The following is a 22682-nucleotide window of genomic DNA, read 5'->3' as shown; positions in this document are numbered from 1 at the left end:
GAGTCGGGCGAGGCGTGCCGGAGTTGTCCCCAGCCCCGTCGCGGGCCACTGTCGTCGGCACCCTCCGGTCCGCGGTCGGCCACGATCTACGGCGAGCAGCGAGCCGGCGCGCGGGACGCGTCGACAGCGAGGGACCGCCTCTCGGGCCTCATCGCCCGCCTCGACGCCCTCCCCAAGGAGAACGCCTCTCTGATCGCGCAGTATGCCGACGACCCCCAGACCCTGGCCAACCTCGGGTCATCCACCCAGACCGAGCTGGTGGTCACCTCGCAGCAGGCAGCGGACATCACCTCGGTGATCCCGGACGATGTGTCCGGTGCCGAGTACTACGCCGTCGGGGCCGGACTCGCGTTGGCAGGCAACTACGGCAGAGCCCAGGCGATGTTCGATACCGGACTCACGCGAGAGAGCGACCCTCAGACGCAGGCCGCCATCTGGCGTACCAAGGCAAGCATCTACTTCGGTTCAGGCGATCTGGATCGTGCCCGCACGGCGATGTCGGAGGCGTTGAGCGTCTTCACCAGCGCCGGTGACAGCGGCTCGGAGCTGCAGGCCACCTACACCGAATGGCAGTGGTCGCTCGGCGAGCTGTCCGCCCGCCAGTGCTCGGACGCCCAGGTGCACCTCGGTCGCGCGCGCGAACACCTCGCCAGGACGCCCGCGAGCCCGGTCGCGCAGATGTACGACGGGCTGGTGACGCAGACCGAGTCGGCCGCCCAGGAGTGCGTGCCCTGAGGGCCCGGTCCGGGATGGACCGGACACGACAGGGCCGGGAGCACCGCCATCTGGCGCGGCTCCCGGCCCCCTCCCGCTGGCTTACGGCATACGTCAGGCGACGCGCTGCTGCGGCGCGGTCTCCTTCGTCTTGCCCGGGTCCTTCTCGACGATGTCGCCGAGGACGTCGTCGATCTTCGTCATGAGCTCGGGCTCGAGCTTCACGCCGGCCGCCTTGACGTTCTCGGCGACCTGCTCGGGACGCGAGGCGCCGACGAGGGCAGCCGCGACATTGGGGTTCTGGAGCACCCAGGCGACGGCGAGCTGCGCCATGGTCAGACCGGCCTCGTCGGCGATCGGCTTGAGGTTCTGCACACGGGTCAGCACGTCGTCGTTCATGAAGCGCTTGATCATGTCGGCGCCGCCCTTCTCGTCGGCGGCACGCGAGCCCTCGGGCGGCTGCTGACCGGGCTGGTACTTGCCCGTCAGCACGCCCTGGGCGATGGGGCTCCACACGATCTGGCTGACGCCGAGCTCCTCGCACGTCGGGACGACCTCGCCCTCGATGACGCGCCACAGCATGGAGTACTGGGGCTGGCTCGAGATGAGCTGGAAACCGAGCTCCTTTGCGAGAGTGACGCCCTCACGGATCTGGTCGGCCGTCCACTCGCTGACGCCGATGTAGAGCGCCTTGCCCTGGCGGACGACGTCGGCGAAGGCCTGCATCGTCTCCTCGAGCGGCGTCTCGGTGTCGTAGCGGTGAGCCTGGTAGAGGTCGACGTAGTCGGTCTGCAGACGTTCGAGCGAGCCGTTGATCGACTCCATGATGTGCTTGCGCGACAGGCCCGTGTCGTTCTTGCCACCGGGGCCGGTGGGCCAGTAGACCTTCGTGAAGATCTCGAGGCTCTCGCGCCGCTCGCCCTTGAGGGCATCGCCGAGGACGCTCTCGGCCTTGGTGTTGGCGTAGACGTCCGCCGTGTCGAAGGTGCTGATGCCGGCGTCGAGCGCGGCCCGGACGCACTGGGTCGCGACGTCGTTCTCGACCTGCGACCCGTGGGTCAGCCAGTTGCCGTAGGTGATCTCGGAGATCTTGAGTCCGCTGTTGCCGAGGTATCGGAAGTTCATTCTTCTACCGTATGCCGCCCCGCAGACGGCGCCAGAGGCGCCCGGTCGACTGGTGAGACGGTGCGCGACGAGTGCACGCGGAACTGCCGGGGCGGGTACGAGCGTTGCTCAGTGACCGGCGGCCCGACCGCCGCGTGAAGCGGAATCTTCACGTTCACTTGAACGTTGGACTGCTTGAGGAACGCGTGGACAGAGGGTCCACGCCCGAACCCGGAGGGGGTGCACCATGAGGCGAAGGAAGTACGAGGAGTTCGAAGAGGACAACGGAACCGTGCTGCGCTACGCCCGCCACGACAACGGTGGCGGTTTCGTCGAGTCGCACGCCCACGTCGACCCGGCGGCCTACGTCGCCGAGAACGCCTATGTCGACCGCGGAGCCGTCGTCGGCGCAGGGGCACGCATCGCGACCGGCGCCTGGATCGACCGCGGCGCGGTCGTCCACGCCGGAGCCAGCATCGGCACGACGGCCCACGTGGCCGCGGGCGCCGTCGTCGGACGCGACGCCCGGATCGGCGCACGCGTCAAGATCGGCGCCAACGCCCATGTCTGGGACGGCGCCCGCGTCGACAGCGACGACGTCATCGCCGAGAGCTCCGTCGTCCGCACCGGCTCGCAGCGCCGCCGCGCCGCCTGACCCGCGCCACCCGACGCGCGGACGGCAAGGCCGGAGTCACCCGGCCCGCCGTCCGGCGTCGCCGGCGAGCGAGCGCACCGACGTGCACGACAGCCAGGGGTATGCCGTCCGGCTGGCTGACGGGTCGAAACGCAGGTCGGCGCGGTCCATCGCCAGGCTCATCCGGGCCAGGCGGGCCAGGGACGGCCGAACGGGGCGCGCGGCCTGACCCATGACGTGCAGCACGAGTCGCGGCACGTGACGCGGAGCCTGACCCGGCCGGACGAGACCGGCGAGCTCGTCGAGCGTGAGGTCGTCGGGGCCGCCGACGTCGACCACCTTCCCCCTCAAGGTCTCGTCGGTCGCCGCACGCGCGACGGCGGCCGCGACGTCCTCGACGCTGACGAAGTTCATGGGGTTCTCCCCGTCGCCGAAGACCTGTGGTCCCTTGCCGCCCGCGGCCGACTGCTGAAGCATCTCGATCCACATCTCGGCGAACGCCGAGGCCCGCACGATGGTCCAACGGACCCCGCTGGCACGGAGGTGCTGCTCGGCGGCCCACTTCATGCGGTGCAGCTCGAGCGCATGGTCGGGTGACGCGTCGACCACGGAGACGAGCACGACGTCGGCCCCCCGGGCTCGCGCTGCGTCGATGAGCGCGATGTTCCCATCGCGGTCGACGCCAGCCGGCGACTCGCCCTTGGTCGGGTCCATCCCGTGTGCCGCGGCGACGACGACGCGGGCCCCTTCGAGTGCCCGATCCAACGTCTCAGGGCGGCGCAGGTCCGCGGCGACGAACTCCGCACCCGGGACCGGGGACGCGGGAGCAGCGCGGGCAACGACCCTGACCCGGTGCCCTCCGTCGACCAGCCGAGCGGAGACGAGACGTCCGAGGCGGCCGGTGCCGCCGATGACCGCGATCATGGCCACTGTCCTTCCGTGGACTGCCCTGGCGTGGGCGCGCGGCGCGGGAAGATGCTCGCGTCCCTCCCAGACTCCCACCCGGCCGGGCGCGAGGGCAGCGCGTCGCGGTGATCTCCCGGTCACACCGGTCCGCCGTCAGTGGGTGCCGGCCACCCGGCATACGGCAGCGGCGACGGCCGGGGCGACGCTGGCGTCGAAGACACTGGGGATGATGAAGCTCGGGTTGAGCTCACCCGGCTCGACCGAGTCGGCGATGGCGCTGGCCGCGGCGACCATCATCGCGTCGGTGATGTCGGAGACACCCGCGTCGAGCAGGCCCCGGAAGAAGCCCGGGAAGACGAGGACGTTGTTGATCTGGTTCGGGTGGTCGGAGCGACCCGTGGCGACGACGGCGGCGTGCTCGCTCGCGGCGATGGGGTCGACCTCGGGCACGGGGTTGGCGAGCGCGAAGACGATGGCATCCGGCGCCATGGTCGCGATGTCGTCACCCGTGAGCAGGTCCGGCGCCGAGACGCCGATGAAGACGTCCGCACCTACGAGGACCTCCTTGAGCGTGCCGCTCTGGTGACTGGTGTTCGTGTGGTCGGCGATCCACTGGCGGAAGGGCTCCATGCCCTCGTTGCCGTTGTGGACCGCACCGGTGCGACCGCAGGCGACGATGTCGCGGGCACCCTGGGTGAGCAGGAGCCGGATGATGGCGTGGCCGGCGGCGCCGACGCCGGAGACGACGATGTGCACGTCGTCGATGGACTTGTTGACGACGCGCAGGGCGTTCTTCAGGGCGGCAAGGACGACGATCGCCGTGCCGTGCTGGTCGTCGTGGAAGACCGGGATGTCGAGGAGGTCACGCAGTCGTGACTCGATCTCGAAACACCTCGGGGCAGAGATGTCCTCGAGGTTGATGCCGCCGTAGACCGGGGCGATCGCGCGCACGATGTCGACGATCGCGTCGGGGTCCTGGGTGTCGAGGCAGACCGGCCAGGCGTCGACTCCCCCGAACTGCTTGAAGAGCGCTGCCTTGCCCTCCATCACCGGCAGCGCCGCGAGCGGGCCGATGTTGCCGAGCCCCAGGACCGCCGACCCGTCGGTGACGACGGCGACGGTGTTGCGTTTGATGGTGAGCCTGCGGGCGTCCTCCGGGTGGTCGACGATGGCCTGGCAGATGCGCGCGACGCCTGGCGTGTAGGCGCGCGACAGGTCGTCACGGTGCTTGAGTGGCACCTTGGGGTTCACCTCGATCTTGCCGCCGAGGTGGAGCAGGAAGGTCTGGTCGCTGACCTTGCGGACGACCGCCCCCGGGATCGCCGCGATCGCCTCGGTGATGAGGTGACCGTGGGCCTCGTCCCGTGTGTCGCACGTGACGTCGACGACCAGTCGGTCGGTGCGGCTCTCCGCGACGTCGAGCGCCGTGAGGGCTCCACCGGTCGAGGAGACGGCGGTCGTGAGGGCCGAGGTCGCGTTGGCGGCAGCAGGCACCTCGACCCGGACGGTGATCGAGTAGCCAGGACTCGGGATGGCCATGACAGTCCTCTCGCGCAGAGCAACGTTGCCTGACGAGCCCATCCTCTACCCGCCACGCCGACGCGGCGGGACCTCGCGGATCTGTGGGCCGGCCACCAGGGCTCTGACACTCCATGACTGCACGAAGAGGGTGACCCGGACGGGTCACCCTCTTCGTGGTGGGCCTACGGCGTGGTCAGCTGTCATCGGTCAAACGATGTCCGTTCGACTGTCACGATGACATTGCGACGTGCTCGATCACACGCACCAGTCGTATCGGCGGGCGCTCACGCAGGAGCCGACGACGCCGCCTGCGCGTCCACGAAAGCTTGCACCACGTCTCTCGGAAGCCTTCCACGGACGCCGACCTCGAGGCCGTTCGCGCGAGCCCAGGAGCGAACGTGCGCTGGGTTCGGTGCCGCGAGGTCCGGGCCGCCAACCGCGGGCTTCACGAACGGCGTGCCGATCGACACCTCAGCGGATGCCGGCGCCTCATCAGGCTGCCCAGCCGATGCCGGACGGGTGCTTCCCCACGTCCGCGGAAGTGACGGCTGAAGGTAGGTCAGCATGACCCCGTAGACGTCAGGATGCACGACGCGAGTGCCCAGCTCCGCGGCCCTTCGCGCCTTGCCGCCATCCATCGAGCCGTCACTGACCAGGAGAGCTACCTTGGCAGACACCGCTCCCAGCACCCGTACTCCGAGCCGCTCGGACTGTGCCTCCAAGCGGGTCCTCTCCGCTTCACCGCACCCGGTGAAGACGACCTTGTCCCCGACGCGAAGTGGCTCCCCGTGCTGCCACGTGTCGGGCAGGGCCTTGAGGCCTTCGCTGAGCCGCATGTGCCGCGCATCCTCTGCTCGATCCAGCAACGCTGGGATGACCGTCGGACTCACGCCCAGCAGGTGCGCGACGGTCGTCAGCTCCTCGCGTTCAGCCCGGGTGACCTTGCCATCGGCGAGGGCCTCGTGCGCCAGCGCCTGGACGAAGGCCTGGTTGGCTGCGGCAACGTCGTCTGGCGTCAGCGCCATCGCGGTCGTGACGGCGGCGAGGTCCGCAGCCTCTTCCTCGGTGATCTCACCGTCCTCGAGCACTTCCGCCAGCTTCTCGAGGTAGGCCAGTGACCCCTGCGGCGCACCCTCGTCGAGCGCGTCGACGAGGGAGAACCGCTCGATCAGCTCCAGCAGGCTGGCAGCGGGCGTCGCGGTCGACTGAAGCGCGATCACGTGCCGCGCCCGCGGGCTCAGCGCCCCACTCCCGCCGGAGGCGGATCCCACGACAGGCACCGGCGGCAGGTCGGCTCGTGTTGGCCACTCGACCGAGAACGCCTGCTTGAGCATCGTCGTGTGCTGAGGCAGGGGCGGGTACCCGGTGGTGGAATGCATGAAGGCCGCAAGGAGCGAGGCTGTCGCTCTCGCGTCGCCCAAGGCCGAGTGAGCCCCGTCCAGGCGAGAGCCGACCGCCCAGCAGCAGTCGGACAGACGTCGCCGGTCAAGCGTTGGCAAGTGGTAGGTGGACGCCTCCAGGGTGCAGAGTGCCGGCACGAAGGGCAGGCTCCAGCCCGCCCTGCGGTACTCATGGCGCAGGAAGGCCAGGTCGAACCTGGCGTTGTGCGCCGCGACCGCCGCCTTCGACAGGCGTCGGTTCAGCTCCGGGAGCACCTCGGCGAAGACGGGTGCGTCTGCGACGTCGTCCTGCGTGAGTCCGTGTATGCGGGTCGCACCGACTGGCCCTTGCGGATTCACGCGCGTCGACCACTCGTCGAGCACGCGGCCACGTGCGTCCGTCGTGACCACCGCGACCTCGACGACTCGGTGCTCGTCCGCACGCAACCCTGTCGTCTCGACGTCGACCACCGCGAACCGCGGGAGTTCCCAGAGATTCCCGGAGGAGGCACCGGGCGCCTCGCCGCTCCGCGACTGCGATGGCGTCGTTGTCGGCCCTTGTCGGCCCAGCAGCCGTCTGAAGAAACCCATTCTCGCTCCCCTGTCCTGTCCGGTTTGATCCAAGGGGATCCAAGGGGATGATGCCAGCGACGGCCTCCGCGGACAGAGAAACGGGGTGCGTGTCCCCGGCCCACTCGAGCCTGCTCATGGCGGCCAGGAGTGGGCCGGCGTCACTGCAGCGATTCGGTCGGCGCTTCTCCCTCGGTGTTCAGGGCGTACCGCCTGAACGTCAAGGAAAGCCGCGGCCCGGCATCGGCCTGTCGGTTGATGGCGTGCTGGAACTCGGACTGGGTGGCGCCACCCATCATCAGCAGGTCTCCCGCCGCGAGATCGAGCGTTGTGAGCGTTGGACCCGGCCCCGGGGGCTTGAACCGCATCCGCCGGGTGGCCCCGAACGAGACGCTCACCACGACCGGGTCCACGCCGAGCGCCGGCTCGTCGTCCGCGTGCCACCCGATGGAGTCCGTCGCGCCGCGGAAGAAGTTGGCTATGAGTCCGTTGGGTCGCCAGCCGTCAGCGACCGTGCGGACCGCCCCGGCGACGGCGTCACGCAGCTCACTCGCGGTCGGCGTCCAAGGCACGTCGGGGTTGGGGCGCCGGTAGCGGCTGGCGGGGTCCATCGACCGTCCGGCCACGGCGGTGAGGCGTGGCTGCTCAAGCACCCTGCCGTACATGGGGATGTGCTCCTGCCGCAGGCGCAGCTCGCGCAGTAGCTGCTGCATCGTCTCGTCCGGGCTGGGCCACCAGCCGGGGCAGTGGATGAGCCAGCTGCGGGCGCTGAGCTGGATGCGAGGCGAGTCAGGGGTGAGGGCATGTCGCATTGGTCTTCCTTCGGTGCGGCTGAGTGTGTCAGTGGGAGAGTCCGAGGTCAGCACCTCGGCGCAATCCCCCAGCGAGCGCATTGCCCTGGAGATGTCCCGTCAGCGGCCGACCGGGCGGCACCGCCTCGCCGGGCAGCCACTGCTCGACGAGCCGGCACTGCTCGGTGTCCAGGTACACCACGCGCGCCCACCACTGGGAGTCATGCTGGCGCCATTCGACGAGCAGGGCCGGGTGGGGTCCGCCCCGCCCCGGGTGCCGGGTGACCCAGCAGTGCTCACGCGCTGGAGGAACAGGTGGGATGGGATGCTCATGCCCTCGCCCGGAACCACCCGCCATGATTCAAGTAGAACACGTGTTCGAGGCACGGGGTGAGGAGGCACTCATCAACCGGCCGAGGCTGCAGGCCGGTACAGAGGGTCAGTTCGCCTCCGCCGGGTCGACATCCGGCCTGGCCCGGTGCAGCTGGGCCGCGTGACGCAGCACGCCAGCCGGCGCCGAGGCGTCTGCTTCGACTTCGACGACGAAGGGCGTCACGACCGTGACTCGCGTCGGCGCGCCGGCCCGCCACGCAAGGGTGCGCTCGAACGTCTCCCCCGTCGGCTGCAGCAGGCGCGACAGGCGCTTGCCGACAGCCTTCGACAGCACGGTGGTGGACCCTGCCGTGACCGGGCGTCCTTCCTCGTCGACATCGCCGGGGAACGCGAGGACTAGGGCGTTGGGAGCGTCCGGGTCACCCGTGAACCCGACGACGAGCATGTCCAGCATCCGTTGCGCCTTCACCTTGGCCCACACGCGCTGCTTCGGCACCGTCGGGTAGCTGCCGCCGGCCTCCTTGATGACCAGCCCCTCGATGCCCCCGGCGGTGAGCGTGCGGAACCACTCACGGGCCAGCGTCACATCGGCTGTCTGCTGACACAGGACGATCGGAGACGACAGCCCGGCCAGAACCTCCTCGAGCACCGCCCGGCGCTCCCGCAGCGGTTGGCCTCGCAGGTCCTGCGTTCCGGCTGCCAGAACGTCGAAGGCGACCAGCTGCGCCGGGCGTCGAGCGGCGACCGCCCGGATCCGTCGTCCTGCGGTCATCCGTGCCTGCAGCCCCTCGAAGTCGAGTCGACCACCGCCCGGGTCCCACGCGATGATCTCCCCGTCCAGCACCAGGTCCGACGGCAGTCGGGCCTTCAGGACTGGCGTCAGGTCCGGGAACAACGGCGTGAGATTGATGCCGTTGCGCGAGTAGATGCGCCCGCCGGAGACCAGCACCCGGTACCCGTCCCACTTGGGCTCCCACACCAGGTCCCTGGCCCCGGCAGGGATGAGGTCATCCACTCGACGGGCCAGTGCGACCGGCGCATGCAGGGAGACCGCGGGCATGCTCACACCCTCCCACTACGTCACAGCCCGACGGGAACACGCTTTAGCCGGGCGGCAGCCAGCGCGCCGACACATCCGGGTGAGCGGTCGCAGGCGTCGCAAGCCCTTCCGCGATGGCGCGCACCGTGATGCGATCTGATGCGTGCGCGGAACGCGGAAGCAGTCTTCCTGTCATGCCGATGTCCGCGCGTTCTGTCATCGCTGCGGAGGTGAGCAGGTGAGGCAACTGGGCTCTCGAGCCCTGGTCTCAGAAGAAGACCGCTCCGATGGCCGTGCCGACCACGACGGTGGTGAACGACAGGACGAGCATCGGGATGAAGTAGCTGTGGTCGATGAGCTTCGTGCCGAGCTTCGTGGTCCCGGACAGATCGAAGTTGGCGCCGGCGATCTGGGGGCCGCCGGTGGGGAGCGTGTAGACGCCGCCGATGGCTCCTGCCCACATGCCGGTGACGACGCCCGTGGGCAGGCCGGCCGCCAGACCGATCGGGACCATGGTCCGCGTCGCCGTCGACTGGCTCGTCGTCAGAGCAGCGACGATGAAGACCGAGAGCGCGAAGACGAACCGGTAGTCGTTGACCCACCCTCCGACGGTGTTGACGATCGCCTCCTCGTTCGCCGAGATGAAGGTGGCGGTCAGCCACGCGATGCCGAAGAGGGCGATGGCCGACATCATGCCGGCCTTGAACACCGACTGGTCGGGCACGGTCTTCACCGACGGCTTGCCCAGGAAGAGGATCGCGACGCCGACCACGAACATCACCATGACGATCGTCGTGGTCATGTCGATCGGGACCGCTCCCTCGCCGGTGTCGAAGGCCGGACGCAGGTCGGGGAAGAGACCCAGGACAACGATCAGTAGCACGCCGGACAGGAACGCCATGGCCGCGTTGCGCCCTTCCTTGGTCGCGGTCAGCCGCGCGGAGGCCGGCTCCACCGGGTCGCTGACGACGGCGTCGGGCCCATCGGGGCCACCCGGTCCACCCGTGGCTCCCGCCACCCCGCCCGACGACAGTGCCACGGCTCTGGCCGGGGCGCCGGCGTGGCCGGGGGCGGTCAGGAGCCCGGTGCGGATCCGCTCCTGCACCTCGGGGTCGTCGTCTAGCTCCGGACCCAGGCGGTTGACGACGAGAGAAGTCACGACGATGCCGATGACACAGGCCGGGAAGGTGATGAGCAGGATCTGGGTGAGCCCCAGGCCGTACGTCGGGGTGTCCGTGAGCGTGAGCATGGCCGCCATCGCTGCCGACACCGGGGAGGCCGCCAGAGCCACACCGGACTGGACCACGCTGACGCTGATCGGCCGGGACGGGCGTATGCCGTTGCGGTACGACACGTCGTAGATCACCGGCAGGAGGGGGTAGAGGATGTTGCTCGTCCCCGCCCCGACCGAGAAGAGGAAGGCCGTCAGCGGGGCGATCAGGGTGATCTGCTTCGGTCGGCTCTCGATGATCTTCGCGGCCACGAGCACCATCCAGTCGATCCCTCCGGCCGCCTGCATCATCGAGGCAGCCGTCACGACGGCCAGGATGATGGCGATGGCTGCCGCGGGCGGCTCACCCGGGGGCTCACGGAACACGAAGACGAGCACGAACACGCCAAGGCCTCCCCAGAGCCCGACGCCGACGCCGCTGACCCGGGTGCCCATGAGGATGCACCCCAGGACGACCAGCGCTTCCAGGACGAAGATGATGCCGTCCATGCCTGGACCTGCCTCTCGAGACGAAGTGTCCGGGGCGGACCGTGGTCCACCTGTGACGTGTGATGAGGCACGAGTACCGGAGCTGAGGCTCCGGGACGCCGCCTAGTGGATGGATCCGCCGACGGTGCGCTCGTCCGGTTTGCCGTCGTACTCGACGATGGCGCCGATGCCTGCGGCGAGCGCCGTCGTCATGTCGTCGATGCCCATCGACGGTTGGGGAGGCTGGTTGACGACCTGTTGCGGCGAGTAGGGCACGTGGATGAAACCGGCTCTCTTGCCGGGGAACTCGTGATCGCTCATGTAGAGGGACTGGTACATGATGTGGTTGCACACGTACGTCCCCGCCGTGTTGGAGACCCGCCCCGGGATGCCGGCCTGCCGCATCGCGGTCACCATCGCCTTGACGGGCAGCGAGGTGAAGTAGGCCGCCGGGCCGTCCTCGCGGATCGGGGTGTCGATGGGCTGCTGCCCGTCGTTGTCCGGGATGCGTCCGTCGTCGACGTTGATGGCGACGCGCTCCGGGGTCACCTCGAACCTGCCGCCGGCCTGCCCGACGTGGAGCACGACGTCGGGGTCGTGCTTGACGATGGCCTCGTGGACGACGTCTGCCGACCGACCGAACACGACCGGGATCTCCACCTTGATGATCTCGGCGCCGGAGATCGTGTCGGGGAGGTGGCGGACTGCTTCCCACGAGGGGTTGATGGGCTCGCCGCCGAACGGCTCGAAGCCCGTGACCAAGATCTTCATTGGGAGCTACCTCCACCTTCCCTGGTCAGAACGCCCAGAAGTACATCAGGACGACCTGGATGACGAACAGGATTGCTGCAAGTGGTGCTTGCGCCTTGATGACCCCGTAGGTGTTCTTCATCTCGAGCAGGCCGACGGGCAGGGCGTTGAAGTTGGCCGCCATGGGGGTGACCAGGGTGCCGCAGAATCCCGTCGTCATGGCGATCGCCCCGACGATGACGGGGTTGCCCCCGAGCGCGATGACGAAGGGGATGCCGATGCCGGTCGTGATGACGGTGAACGCGGCGAACGTGTTGCCGACGATGATGGTGAACAAGGCCATCCCGACGCAGTAGGCGATGACGCCGGCGAGCTGGTTGCCTTCCGGGACGATCTTGGCGATGCCGTTGGCGACGACCTCTCCGACGCCTCCGTTGGTGAAGACGACCCCGAGCATGGCGAGGAACTGCGGGAGCATGCCGATCGGTCCGACCTGCTGGATCATGCGGTCGGACTGCGCCACGACCACGGGGGCCGGAGCACGCGTCAGGACCCAGGCGATGACCAGGGCGAGGACGGACGCGATGCCGATAGCGATCGAGCCCGACTGGTCCCCGAACGGCGCCCAGGTCGAGATGAGGACTGCGATGGCGGCCAGGGACAGCGCTGGGGCGAAGAGCCAGTTCCCGAGCCGTCGGGCGTGTGCTCCTCGGTCCTCGGGTGTGCCCTCGTCGAACGTTCCGGTCTTGACCCCCCGCGCCAACGACAGCGCGCCGATGGCCAGGACGATGACGCCGGCGAGCCGGTCCGGCAGCACGGCACCGAAGGCGAACGTGATGCTGAGCAGCAGCCAGAACGCTGCCGTGGTCACCCGGCGGGGGTTCGAGTGGTCGAGGAACGCGCGGATGCCGGTGACAGCCAGCAGGACTCCGATGAGCACGAAGGTGGCTTCGAGGAGCCCCGGTCCGAGGTCACTCATCGCGGGCCACCTCGCTCCCCTCAACGTCAGCGGTGTGTTTGGTCAGGCGGCGGTCGACGTTCCAGAAGTGCACGCCTGCGACGATGGCTGCGATGAAGATCATCGGCAGTGACGCTGCCGCGATGAGCTCCGGGGTGACGTCGTAGCCGGCCTCCGTCAAGGTACCGACGATCAGCAGGACGCCCGATGCGGCGACGAAGCCGTTCTGTCCGAAGAAGTTTCCGATGTTCTCGGACAGCGCGCTCTCCGCCTTGACCAGCTCGGTGTCCGACTCCGAGCTCGCGCCACGGCTCCTCGCCGCGGCCGAGCTCATCGGGTGCACGATCGGACGCACGAACTGCACCATGCCGCTGATCCGGATCCCGAATATGCCGGTGAGCTGCCGGATCACCGTGTAGATGGTCAGGAACCTGCCCGGCGTGAGCGCATGCAGCTTGCTGATGAGGTTGATCGCCTGTTCCTTGAGGCCGTACCGCTCCGACAGGGCGATCATCGGCAACGTCAGCAGGAACAACGACACCGCACGGTTGTCCACGAACGCCTTGCCGAGCAGGTCCAGGAACGCCAGGAACGACTCCCCCGCCGCAAGGGTCGTCACCAGTGCAGCGGCGATGACCACGGCGATGACGTCGAGTTTGAGAAGAAACCCGACGACGATGACCAAGACACCGACAAGCACGAACCATTCCGGCATGGCGACCTCCCTGTATCGGCTGACCTGCCCGGGCACAGCTCCCGAATGGGAACCACGTTCATCCCGCCCGACCACCGTGACAGCGCACAACTACTCCGTACTCAGCCCTTGAGAGTGAGAAGTCGCTTCGGCCTTTCGCAGGACTCGACGTCCTCGCGACGTTGCCACGGGAGCCAGAGTCTTAGCGCTAAGTCCACCGCACGGGTGTCACCGGCCAGATGGAGGTTGCTTGTCCAGGTGCCCCGCGCGTCGGCTTCTCCCCAGCAACGCGGGGCAGCTAGAGGTCTTCTTCCGTCGGTCGCGTCATGCTGACGACCGCGCGGGAGTCGCCCAGCGACCTGAAGGCCCAGCCGATCATCACGAGCACGATGCCCAGCACGACGGCGAGGGCGGCCACGCCGAAGGCGACGACCGAGGTGAAGAGCGAGGCTCGCAGGAACGAGGCCTGCATGGCCGTCGTCCGGGCGGGGTCGTCCTTGGCGAGCTCGGCATAGGTCTTGCCGCCGGTGGCCTCGAGGGCGTGCTTGTTGATCACCTGCGCCTGGGCGTAGGCGGTGAAGGGCCCGGTGACGTCCTGGCCGGCCAGGAAGTCGGCGTCCTCGGACACCGTGATCTTCTCGGCGGCGAGCTGGTTGTCGACGACGATCCACGTGACCACACCTGCGACTGCGAAGATCACCCCGACGATCGCGATGATCATGCCGATGGTTCCGACCCGTCCTGCCGTGCGCGCCATGGGAGTCCCTCTCGCTCTGTCGATGTCGACCCGGCAAGTCTGGCGCTCGCCCCCACCTGAGGTGGTCACTCGCGCGGGGTGAGAACGACGGCCGCTTGTGGGACGCACGAGCTCGACTTAGGTCGCCCTGATGGGGTGATCCCTTCGTGGCTTCTCATCCGTAGCGTCACACCTGCACGGACATCACGACGGCCGCACGGATGCCATCTCCACCACCTCGGAAAGAGGCTGGGTCGGTCGTCCTCACCTGAAGGAGCGCGTCGTGACGACACCGATCCGGACAGAGGCGTCGGACCCGGGTCCGGCACGCGATGAAACCGTGTGGCATGTGCTCGGCGCCGACGAGGTGCTGCGACGCATCGGTGCCGACGCCGCGGGCGGCCTGACCTCCGCCGAGGTGGAGGACCGGACCCGACGCTTCGGTCCCAACCGGTTCACTGCCGGGGCGTCGGAGACGCGGCTGCACGCGTTCCTGCGCCAGTACGCCGACCCGATGCAGGTCGTGCTCCTGGTGGCGGGGATCGGGAGCCTGTATCCCCTCAAGGAGCTCGGGACCGGCATCCTGCTGCTGCTGCTCACCGTGTTCAACGCCGTGCTCGGCCTACGCCAAGAGGGCAAGGCCGCCGCTGCGGTCGCGGCACTGCAGAAGATGATGATCGTCAAGGCCAGGGTCACGCGGGACGGACAGCTCACGCAGCTGCCCGCCGAGCAGCTGGTGCCGGGCGACATCGTCGCGATCGAGGCGGGCGACATCGTCCCGGCCGACGGGCGGTTGCTCCGTGCCGCCACGCTTGAGGTCGCCGAGTCGGCTCTGACGGGCGAGAGCCTGCCCGTGTCGAAGGGCACAGCAGCCGTGGAGCAGCCGGAGACGCCGCTCGGAGACCGCAGCGACATGGTCTACATGAACACCAGTGTCACGCGAGGTTCCGGCGTGTTCGTCGTCGTCGCCACCGGGATGTCGACGGAGGTAGGCCACATCTCGGGCATGTTGCAGTCGACGGAGGAGGCCAAGACCCCTCTCACGCGCCAGCTCGATGCGCTGACCCGACAGATCTTCCTCATCGCCGGACTGGCGCTTCTCGTGTCGGTGGTCCTCAACCTCGCGAGGGGCGAGACCTCCACGGCCATCTTCCATGCCGCGGTCGCCTTCGCCATCGGTGCGCTTCCCGAGAACATGCCCGCGGTGGTCACGACGATCCTCGCCTACGGCACCCAGGCGCTGGCCAAGGTCGGCGCGATCATGAAGCGTCTGCAGTCCACAGAGACCTTGGGCTCCACCTCGGCGATCAACTCCGACAAGACCGGCACGCTCACCCTGAACGAGATGACGGCGGTCCAGATGGCCTTGGTCGGGCGGCGCTACTCCATCGAGGGCTCGGGCTACTCACCCCAGGGGCGGATCACCCGGGTGGCTGGTCAACCCGAGATCGGCCTGGACCCGTTCCTGCTGCCGATGGTCCTTGCCTCTGACGCGGTCCTCGACGGCGGCGCCCTGATCGGTGACCCCACCGAGGGTGCGCTGGTCGCGCTGGCCGCCAAGGGCGGAGTGGACGCCGTGTCCACTCGTCAGGCATACCCGCGCGTGGCCGAGCTCCCGTTCGACGCGGCGTACAAGCTGATGGCCACCTTCCACCGCATGTCCGACGGGTCCGGCACCGAGGTCGTCCGGTGTTTCGTCAAGGGCGCCCCGGACGAGCTGCTGGCGCGGGCCGCCTTCGTCCACGACGCCGACACGGGCCCGGTCCCGGTCGACGAGAACGCCCGGGACCTCTACCTCGCCGAGAACGCCCGACTGGGTCAGGAGGGGCTGCGCGTGCTGGCCACGGCACGCAAGGACTTCGACGCCGCGACCTTCGACTCCCGCGCGGACCTGCTGCCGCTCGTGTCGGACGGTCTCGAGCTGATGGCGCTGGTCGGGATCGTCGACCCGCCCCGGCCGACCGCGAAGGCCTCGATCGCGTCGGCCCGTGGTGCCGGCATCAGGGTGCGGATGATCACAGGAGACCACGCCGTGACGGCCGGCGCCATCGCCCGCCAGCTCGGCATCGAGGGGGGCGTCATGACGGGGGCGGAGTTCGCCGGCCTCGACGATGACCAGGTGCTCGGGCGAATCGACGAGGTCGGGGTCATCGCCCGGGTGACGCCGGAGGACAAGGTCCGACTCGTCGACCTGTTGAAGCGACAGGGACACATCGTTGCGATGACGGGTGACGGCGTCAACGACGCGCCCGCCCTGAAGAAGGCGGACATCGGCATCGCGATGGGGATCACCGGCACCGAGGTCGCCAAGGATGCGGCGGTCATGGTCCTCACCGACGACAACTTCTCCTCGATCGTCAAGGCCGTGGAGCTGGGTCGTGGGCTCTACGACAACCTGGTGAAGTACATCCGGTTCCAGATGGGCTGCCTCTTCGGCTTCATCGTCTCCTTCCTCGGGGCGGCCATCCTCAACATCGCCGGCGGGGTCCCGTTCCTCCCGCTGCAGACGCTGTGGATCAACTTCACGACGATGCTCTTCCAGGCGGTCGGCCTGGGCTACGGCGAACCCGGCGCCGGCCTCATGGAGCGGCGCCCGCGCGACCCGGAGGAACCGATCCTGTCCCGACCGACGATGCTCTGGCTCGTCACCATCGGCCTCGTCATGGGCGCTGCCACCTTGGGCACCATCGCGGCGGCCGAGAGCGCCTACGGCCGTCCGGTCGCGCTGACGATGGGTGTCGTGACCTTCTCGTTGGCCTGCCTGGTGTTCTCCCTCGCCACCAGGGACGAGGCCCGCACCGTCTTCAGCCTCGACACCCTGGCCGACAAGACCCTCGTCCGGTGCACCGCGGCGACGGTGGTCACGCTCCTGCTGACCACCGTGTTCGGGCCGCTGCAGACCTTCCTCGGGACCGTCGCGCTGAGCACCATCCAGTGGCTGATCTGCGCTGGTGCCCCGCTGCTCGTGCTGATCGCTTCCGAGCTGCGGGTTCTCGTCCGTCGCAGGCAGGCCGGCGTCATCGCCGCATGATGGGGCCCGGTTTGGTGGTGGCTTCCGTGTTACACCAGACGCGGTACCTAGGACCGGGGATGGTCCAGCATCGGCTAGGGGTGATGCGCCGGATGCCTGCAAGCCGGATAGAGCTCCTCGGTGCGAGGCCGTCGGAGGCACCGTGCGCCGCACCAGCGCGACCGCATACGGGGATACGTCGCCGGTGCCACCCACTCGACGACGACACCACGTCACGCGCTGGGACGCCGTCCGACCGTCGTTGTGAAGGACGGTCGCAATGATCTCGCGTCGGCCCCATGACCGGGCGTCACATGTGGCCGAGGTTGCTCTTGGTCAGCCCCCAGACGACCAACACGTCTAGGGCGATCACGATGATGCCCCACAGCGGGTAGTAGGGCAGCCACATGAAGTTGGCGATCGCCGACAGGATCGCCGCCGCGATGCCGACGGACCGCGCAACCACGTTGCCGGTGAAGATGAACCCACCTGCCAGGGCGAGCACGAGACCGAGGATGAGGTGGATCCAACCCCACGTGGTGGCGTTGAAGGTGAAGACGAAGTTCGGCGTCCTCACGAGGAAGTCGGTGCCGTTGATGAGCGCGGTGAGACCCTGGATGATCTGGAACACGCCGGCTGTGAGCATCATCAGGGCGGCGAAGATGCTTGCTCCGCCCGCCCAGAGAGACTGGGTGCGACCGGCGGCGGGGACAGGGCGGGCCTGGGACATGGAATCCTCCGTTTCACACGGTGTGCAGGTGACTTCGAGGCTATGAAGTGCGTACGCCGCGGCGCGCCATCCCAAAAGGGTGAGATATGCCGGGGTCCGCCGGCGGGGTCAGTCGAGGCGGTCGCGACCTCGACTCGCACGGTGCCGTGATGCCAGAGACTGACGGACGCGCAGGTGGCGCCGCCGATCGCTGCCACCGCTGCGGCGGCGACTTCGGTCAAGGGCCCTGCGCTGCGTTCGGGTCGGGCATAGAAGTGGTCCAGCAGTGCGAACTTGGCCAACAGCCGCTTCGGATCCTCGCTGGCAACACTGGCCGCCCCCCTGCGTGCCACGTCGGCGGGCACGTCACCGGGCACGGCCGGGGCGGCGCGTCAGGGGTCTGGTGTCCCCGTCCCTGCTGGGTCGAACGTGCGCGACCACCTACGCCTCAAACTGCGGATCTAGAGCAGCCCGCTCGGTGACGGTGCAACCGGGTAGGTCGTGCGGATCGCTGGTGTCAAGGCCCGTGACATGAGCGATGTCAATGATCCGTGCCGGGACTCCCACACGTTACGGACGGCGCTCGAGGCGGAGATGCCCGACGGTTGGCTGGGGAACCAAGGCGTCCAGCGAGGGGTGACTGACCTGCGACGCCTGGTAGCGCCGTCGTCGCTCGCGCCGGCTCGCTGCCTCGGTGTCGCGCCAAACCCGAGAGCGTGGGACCTGTCGGTGCCGGGAGAAAAAGGGCAGCATGGCTCCCAGTCGTCCCAAAGCTGGTTGTCCGGGCTTGGAGGATCTATGAGTCAGTCCAAGATGTCGCCGGTCGCCCCGTCCCTCCGGGCGGCCTTGGTTCCGCTCGCGCTGGCACAGTTCATCTGCAGCTTTGCCGGCTCGAACATGAACGTCATGATCAACGACATCAGCAGGGACCTCGGCACGAGCGTCCAAGGGGTGCAGCTCGCCATCACGTTGTTCCTGCTGGTCATGGCCGCGTTGATGATTCCGTGCGGCAAGCTCACCGACCGTTACGGACGAAAGAAGTGCTTCGTCACAGGGCTGGTCGTGTACGGCGCCGGGGCGCTGATGAGCGCAGTGTCGCCCGGTCTGGGGATCCTCATCCTCGGGAACTCCCTTCTCGAAGGCATCGGTACCGCGCTGCTGATCCCGCCGGTCTACATCCTCACGACGTTGCTGTTCAAGGAGCTGACCAGCCGTGCTCGCGCCTTCGGCGCCATCAGCGCGATGGGCGGCATCGGGGCGGCTGCCGGACCCCTCATCGGCGGCTTCATCACCGCGGCCATCAGCTGGCGGGCCGCGTTCGTCTTCCAGACGGTCGTGATCGCGGTGATCGTGCTGCTCAGCCGTTCGGTCGACGACCCGCTGCCGCCGGAGCCCGACCGCCCGTTCGACGGTGTCGGCGCGGCGTTGTCGGCCACCGGGCTCGTCCTCGTCGTCACCGGCATCCTCGCCGCCGACGACAACGGCTGGCTGTGCGTCGCCCTCATCGTCGCGGGCGCTCTGGTTCTCCTGTGGTTCTTCGCGTGGATCCGGGCCAGGGAGCGTGACGGGGTGGAGCCGCTGCTGTCGACGAGCATGTTCCGCAACCGCACTTCGAACCTCGGGCTGGTGACCCAGAACGCCCAGTGGCTCCTGCTCACCGGCGTGTCTTTCGTCGTGTCTGCGTACCTGCAGGTCGTGCGGGGGTACGACGCCATCGAGACCGGCGTCATCTTCACGGCCGTGACAGCGGGGCTGCTCGTCACCTCGCTCGCGGCAGAACGCCTTGCCAAGCGGCGCCCGCAGCGCACCCTCATCCTGACCGGCTTCCTCGTGACCATCGGCGGGATCGTGGGGCTGCTCGCCATGGTGATCGGCAACCCCAGCGTGTGGGCGTTCATCCCGGGCCTGCTGCTGGTCGGGCTGGGGCTCGGGCTGATGCTCACACCGTCTGTCAACGTCGTGCAGTCCAGCTTCGCCGAGGACCAGCAGGGCGAGATCTCTGGCCTTTCGAGGAGCATCTCCAACCTGGGCTCGTCGCTCGGGGCGGCAGTCGCAGGCACGGTCCTGGTGGCCGGCCTGACCGCGACGCCGGAACGGGCCTATGGGTTGGCCATGGCAGTGCTCGGGGCTGCGGGACTGCTGGGGCTCGCGGCGGCGCTGCTGCTACCGCGCGAGCCGGCACCGCACCGGCCCTAGGCCCTTCCCGTCGCCTGCTCGCCCTCGCACGTCCCCGGTCGTCAGGAATCCAGTGCTGCGTCGAGGTTGATGGCGGCGTCGATCAGCGCCAGATGGGTGAAGGCCTGCGGGAAGTTGCCGAGCTGTTCGCCGGACGGCCCGATCTCCTCGGAATAGAGGCCCAGATGGTTGGCGTAGGTCAGCATCTTCTCGAACGTCAGCCGTGCGTCGTCGACGCGGCCGCCACGAGAGAGTGCGTTCACGTAGTTGAAGGTGCACAGCGAGAACGTGCCTTCCGAGCCCTGCAGCCCGTCGGGGGTCGCCGAGGGGTCGTACCGGTAGACCAGGCTGTCCGTCACGAGCTCTTTCTCCATCGCGGCGAGGGTGGAGGTCCACATGGGGTCTGTTGCCGAGACGAATCCGACCATGACCATCTTCAGCAGGGACGAGTCCAGGACGTCGCTGTCGAAGTGCTGCCGGAACGCCTGTCGTTCGACACTCCACCCGCGCTCCATGATCTGGGCGTAGATCGCGTCGCGTTGCGTCGTCCAGTTCTCGATCGAGCCCGGCCGGGACCGGCTCGTGGCCAGGCGGATGGCGCGGTCCAGTGCGACCCAGCTCATCAGGCGCCCGTAGGTGAAGTGCTTCTGGCCCCCGCGGGTCTCCCAGATCCCCTCGTCTGTGGCGTCCCAGTGGGCAGCCACCCAGTCCACGACCTTGCGCAGTGCCAGCCACCCCTCGTGACCGAACTGGAGACCCTGCTGGTCGGCGGCATAGATGGCATCGAGGGCCTCGCCGTAGATGTCCAGCTGAAGCTGGTCACTGGCACCGTTGCCGATCCGCACCGGGCGCGACCCGCGGTATCCCTCCCAGTGCTCCAGGGACTCCTCGTCCAGGTCGGAGGACCCGTCCACCCGATACATGATCTTCAGTGGCCCGCTGGACTCGCCCACCTGCTCGGTCACCCGGTTCCGCAGCCACCGCGCGAACGCGGCGGCCTCGTCCGTGAAGCCTAGGCCGAGCAAGGCCGAGACCGAGAACGACCCGTCTCGCACCCAGGTGTATCGGTAGTCCCAGTTCCGCTCGCCGCCCACCTGCTCCGGCAGGCCCGCCGTCGGCGCAGCGATGATGGCACCGGTGGGCGCGTAGGTCAGCAGCTTCAACGTCACCGCTGAACGAAGCACCGCCTCGCGCCACCGACCCCGGTACGTGCAGTGTCCGAGCCAGCCGTCCCAGAACTGGCGCGCCTCGCCCATCGCCGCATCGGCTTCTTCCGGCGAGATCCGCCGTGGCGGTCCGGAGGAGGCGTACTCCAGGACCACGCCACGCAGCTCGCCCACCCTCAGTGACAGCGAGGCGCGTACGTCCCCTTCCTCGTCAAGACCGGCCAGGGCAAGCGGTTCGTCGCTCGCGTCTCGCACCACGTGGAGGGTGACGGCCTCCTCGCCCGACTCGAACACGGCCCCGAACTCATGGAGCTGGGTGCGGTGCTCACGCCGGCCGTAGTCGAACCGTGGGGCGACCTCGATGTCGAAGGTCATCTGTCCCCGCACGCAGCGCACCAGGCGGTACAGATGGTGTCGCTCGGAGGCGCTCTCGCCGAGCACCGGCATGAAGTCCAGGATCTCGCCCACGCCCTCCTCGGACATGAACCGGGTGATGAGAATCGCCGAGTCGGGCAGGTAGAGCTGCCGCGACGTGAACGGCCCCCTGGCCGGAGAGATCCGGAAATGGCCGCCCTTGCCCGCGTCGAGAAGGCCCCCGAAAAGACTGGGCGAGTCGAACCGGGGACAGCAGAACCAGTCGATCGTGCCGTCGCGGGCGACCAGCGCACACGTCTGGAGATCTCCGATCAGCCCGTGGTCCTCGATCGCGGGGTAGCCGTCCACGGGGGAATCCTCTCGCCGGGTGCAGAGTCATTCCGAACGCTATGCGAGCCGCCTTGTGAAAGGAAGGTTGTACGGCTCGGCCCCGGAGGCCGTGTCGCACTCGCCTGCGCGGCCCGAGGCACCACAAGAACTGGATAGCCGCCCGAAGCACTAGACGAGGTCACTGAACCCGTCGTCTACAGGTGATAGAGCCGACGTGAGGCTGAGATGCTTCCCCACGAGGGCCGCGTCACTTTCAACGGTGGTTTCCCGCTCCGGCCATGCGGCAAGCGCGATGCCTCTGGGATGTGTCGATCCCATCAGTGATTCGATCGACTCATCCGCTCATGCCGCTGTCGGCGCAGCGCCGGATGTCGTGGATGTCGCAGTCGGGCACGTGTCACCACGGTGCGAGCACCGTCGGGGGCCGGGCGTCATGGGAGACCGTTGACCCGCTGAACGGAACATCTTTCACAGCGCCTGCGCGCTGCAGGCCTCGGAGGGACGATGGGGGTGCGACAGAGGACCGACTCACCCCCTGAAAGAAGGTGGCCCTCGATGACCACAAACACTCGACCGAACCCAGGCCCAGCACGAGCTGAAGACGACGTCCCGCCGCCGGCCCCGGCGGAGAAGCGGCCATGGCTCATCCCGGTCGTGGTCGGCGTCGTCGCCTTCGGCGCCGGTGTCGGTGTCGGCTCGAAGCTGTCCTGGCGGTTCTCGGCCTGGTGGAAGCCGACCTGACGGCAGGAACGTCAGAGTTCTGCAGCCTCTGTCCAAGACGATCGCGGCTCAGCGTGCTGCGGCAGGCGCGAGCTCTACCTCACCTGCAGGGCTGTTCACGTTGCTGAGGGCGTCTCGCGAGGTCGGCGCCGGGGTGGGCCGTGGATGGTGGATCGCCCATACATGCTCTGGCCACGCGGCCACCTGCTCCGTCGCCGCGTAGCCCTCGACGGTCGTGTCGAAACCGGCCGCCGCCCAGGATGGTCTCGTCAACGGACATCACCTGGATCCTCAGTCTGCGCCTGTGCGGGTCCTTCGCGAAGACGACCCGCGGAACCTGCGGCACCATTGCCATCGACGGCCGGTGGG

At 68.5% G+C, this 22682-nt stretch carries 17 protein-coding genes; 4 read left to right on the top strand and 13 right to left on the bottom strand.

Annotation, left to right across the window (positions count from 1 at the left end):
- Nucleotides 1-258: 258 nt before the first annotated feature.
- The gene (locus ACSSS0_RS19245; RefSeq protein WP_487229253.1) at nucleotides 259-735 is read left to right on the top strand and encodes a tetratricopeptide repeat protein; all 477 of its coding nucleotides are present in this window, start codon (nucleotides 259-261) and stop codon (nucleotides 733-735) included.
- Nucleotides 736-828: 93 nt separating this feature from the next.
- On the opposite strand, the gene ACSSS0_RS19240 is transcribed toward ACSSS0_RS19245, so the two are convergent.
- Entirely contained in the window at nucleotides 829-1839 is a 1011-nt protein-coding gene (locus ACSSS0_RS19240; protein ID WP_435986403.1) for an aldo/keto reductase family protein, read from the bottom strand.
- A 226-nt stretch (nucleotides 1840-2065) separates the two neighbouring features.
- Here ACSSS0_RS19240 and ACSSS0_RS19235 point away from each other — a divergent pair, with 226 nt between their 5' ends.
- A complete protein-coding gene (locus tag ACSSS0_RS19235; RefSeq protein WP_435986404.1) occupies nucleotides 2066-2473 on the top strand; it encodes a transferase in 408 nt (135 codons plus the stop codon).
- 36 nt (nucleotides 2474-2509) lie between these two features.
- Here ACSSS0_RS19235 and ACSSS0_RS19230 read toward each other — a convergent pair whose 3' ends face one another.
- The 10 genes from ACSSS0_RS19230 to ACSSS0_RS19185 all read right to left on the bottom strand — a co-directional run bounded on the left by ACSSS0_RS19230 (nucleotide 2510) and on the right by ACSSS0_RS19185 (nucleotide 13849).
- Nucleotides 2510-3376 (bottom strand): SDR family oxidoreductase, encoded by an 867-nt coding sequence (locus ACSSS0_RS19230; protein WP_487229252.1) that lies wholly within the window; start codon nucleotides 3374-3376, stop codon nucleotides 2510-2512.
- A 135-nt stretch (nucleotides 3377-3511) separates the two neighbouring features.
- A complete protein-coding gene (locus ACSSS0_RS19225) occupies nucleotides 3512-4897 on the bottom strand; it encodes an NAD-dependent malic enzyme (RefSeq protein ID WP_435986406.1) in 1386 nt (461 codons plus the stop codon).
- A 266-nt stretch (nucleotides 4898-5163) separates the two neighbouring features.
- Nucleotides 5164-6849 (bottom strand): exonuclease domain-containing protein, encoded by a 1686-nt coding sequence (locus tag ACSSS0_RS19220; RefSeq protein ID WP_487229251.1) that lies wholly within the window; start codon nucleotides 6847-6849, stop codon nucleotides 5164-5166.
- 140 nt (nucleotides 6850-6989) lie between these two features.
- Entirely contained in the window at nucleotides 6990-7541 is a 552-nt protein-coding gene (locus ACSSS0_RS19215; protein ID WP_487229250.1) for an alpha-ketoglutarate-dependent dioxygenase AlkB family protein, read from the bottom strand.
- Nucleotides 7542-8058: 517 nt separating this feature from the next.
- Nucleotides 8059-9012 (bottom strand): ATP-dependent DNA ligase, encoded by a 954-nt coding sequence (locus ACSSS0_RS19210; protein ID WP_487229249.1) that lies wholly within the window; start codon nucleotides 9010-9012, stop codon nucleotides 8059-8061.
- Between the two features lie 247 nt (nucleotides 9013-9259).
- Nucleotides 9260-10711, bottom strand: a complete 1452-nt coding sequence (locus ACSSS0_RS19205) for an anaerobic C4-dicarboxylate transporter family protein (RefSeq protein ID WP_487229248.1) — start codon at nucleotides 10709-10711, stop codon at nucleotides 9260-9262.
- A gap of 102 nt (nucleotides 10712-10813) precedes the next feature.
- Complete coding sequence (pcp, locus tag ACSSS0_RS19200; protein WP_487229247.1) at nucleotides 10814-11461, bottom strand: pyroglutamyl-peptidase I; 648 nt, start codon at nucleotides 11459-11461, stop codon at nucleotides 10814-10816.
- Nucleotides 11462-11486: 25 nt separating this feature from the next.
- A complete protein-coding gene (locus ACSSS0_RS19195) occupies nucleotides 11487-12419 on the bottom strand; it encodes a DUF979 domain-containing protein (protein ID WP_487229246.1) in 933 nt (310 codons plus the stop codon).
- Nucleotides 12412-13113 (bottom strand): 5-oxoproline transporter, DUF969 family subunit, encoded by a 702-nt coding sequence (locus ACSSS0_RS19190; RefSeq protein WP_487229245.1) that lies wholly within the window; start codon nucleotides 13111-13113, stop codon nucleotides 12412-12414. Before ACSSS0_RS19190 ends, ACSSS0_RS19195 begins: the two co-directional genes overlap by 8 nt.
- Nucleotides 13114-13390: 277 nt before the next feature.
- Nucleotides 13391-13849: an aromatic ring-opening dioxygenase LigA gene (locus ACSSS0_RS19185; RefSeq protein ID WP_487229244.1), complete on the bottom strand. Its 459-nt coding sequence runs from the start codon at nucleotides 13847-13849 to the stop codon at nucleotides 13391-13393.
- Between the two features lie 262 nt (nucleotides 13850-14111).
- Between ACSSS0_RS19185 and ACSSS0_RS19180 the strand changes: the two genes are divergently transcribed.
- Entirely contained in the window at nucleotides 14112-16859 is a 2748-nt protein-coding gene (locus tag ACSSS0_RS19180; protein WP_487229243.1) for a cation-translocating P-type ATPase, read from the top strand.
- Nucleotides 16860-17148: 289 nt separating this feature from the next.
- Here ACSSS0_RS19180 and ACSSS0_RS19175 read toward each other — a convergent pair whose 3' ends face one another.
- Complete coding sequence (locus ACSSS0_RS19175; protein WP_487229242.1) at nucleotides 17149-17568, bottom strand: DUF7144 family membrane protein; 420 nt, start codon at nucleotides 17566-17568, stop codon at nucleotides 17149-17151.
- Between the two features lie 777 nt (nucleotides 17569-18345).
- On the opposite strand from ACSSS0_RS19175, the gene ACSSS0_RS19170 reads away from it, so the two are divergent.
- Nucleotides 18346-19743 carry an MFS transporter gene (locus tag ACSSS0_RS19170; protein ID WP_487229241.1) on the top strand — a complete coding sequence of 466 codons (1398 nt, stop codon included), beginning with the start codon at nucleotides 18346-18348 and terminating at the stop codon, nucleotides 19741-19743.
- 41 nt (nucleotides 19744-19784) lie between these two features.
- Here ACSSS0_RS19170 and ACSSS0_RS19165 read toward each other — a convergent pair whose 3' ends face one another.
- The gene (locus ACSSS0_RS19165) at nucleotides 19785-21611 is read right to left on the bottom strand and encodes a glycoside hydrolase family 15 protein (RefSeq protein WP_487229240.1); all 1827 of its coding nucleotides are present in this window, start codon (nucleotides 21609-21611) and stop codon (nucleotides 19785-19787) included.
- Nucleotides 21612-22682 lie beyond the last annotated feature (1071 nt).

It is taken from the genome of Terrabacter sp. R4-6 (assembly GCF_057529065.1).
The sequence above is the reverse complement of the archived record's forward strand: the minus strand, read 5'-3'. Positions and strand labels throughout refer to the sequence as shown.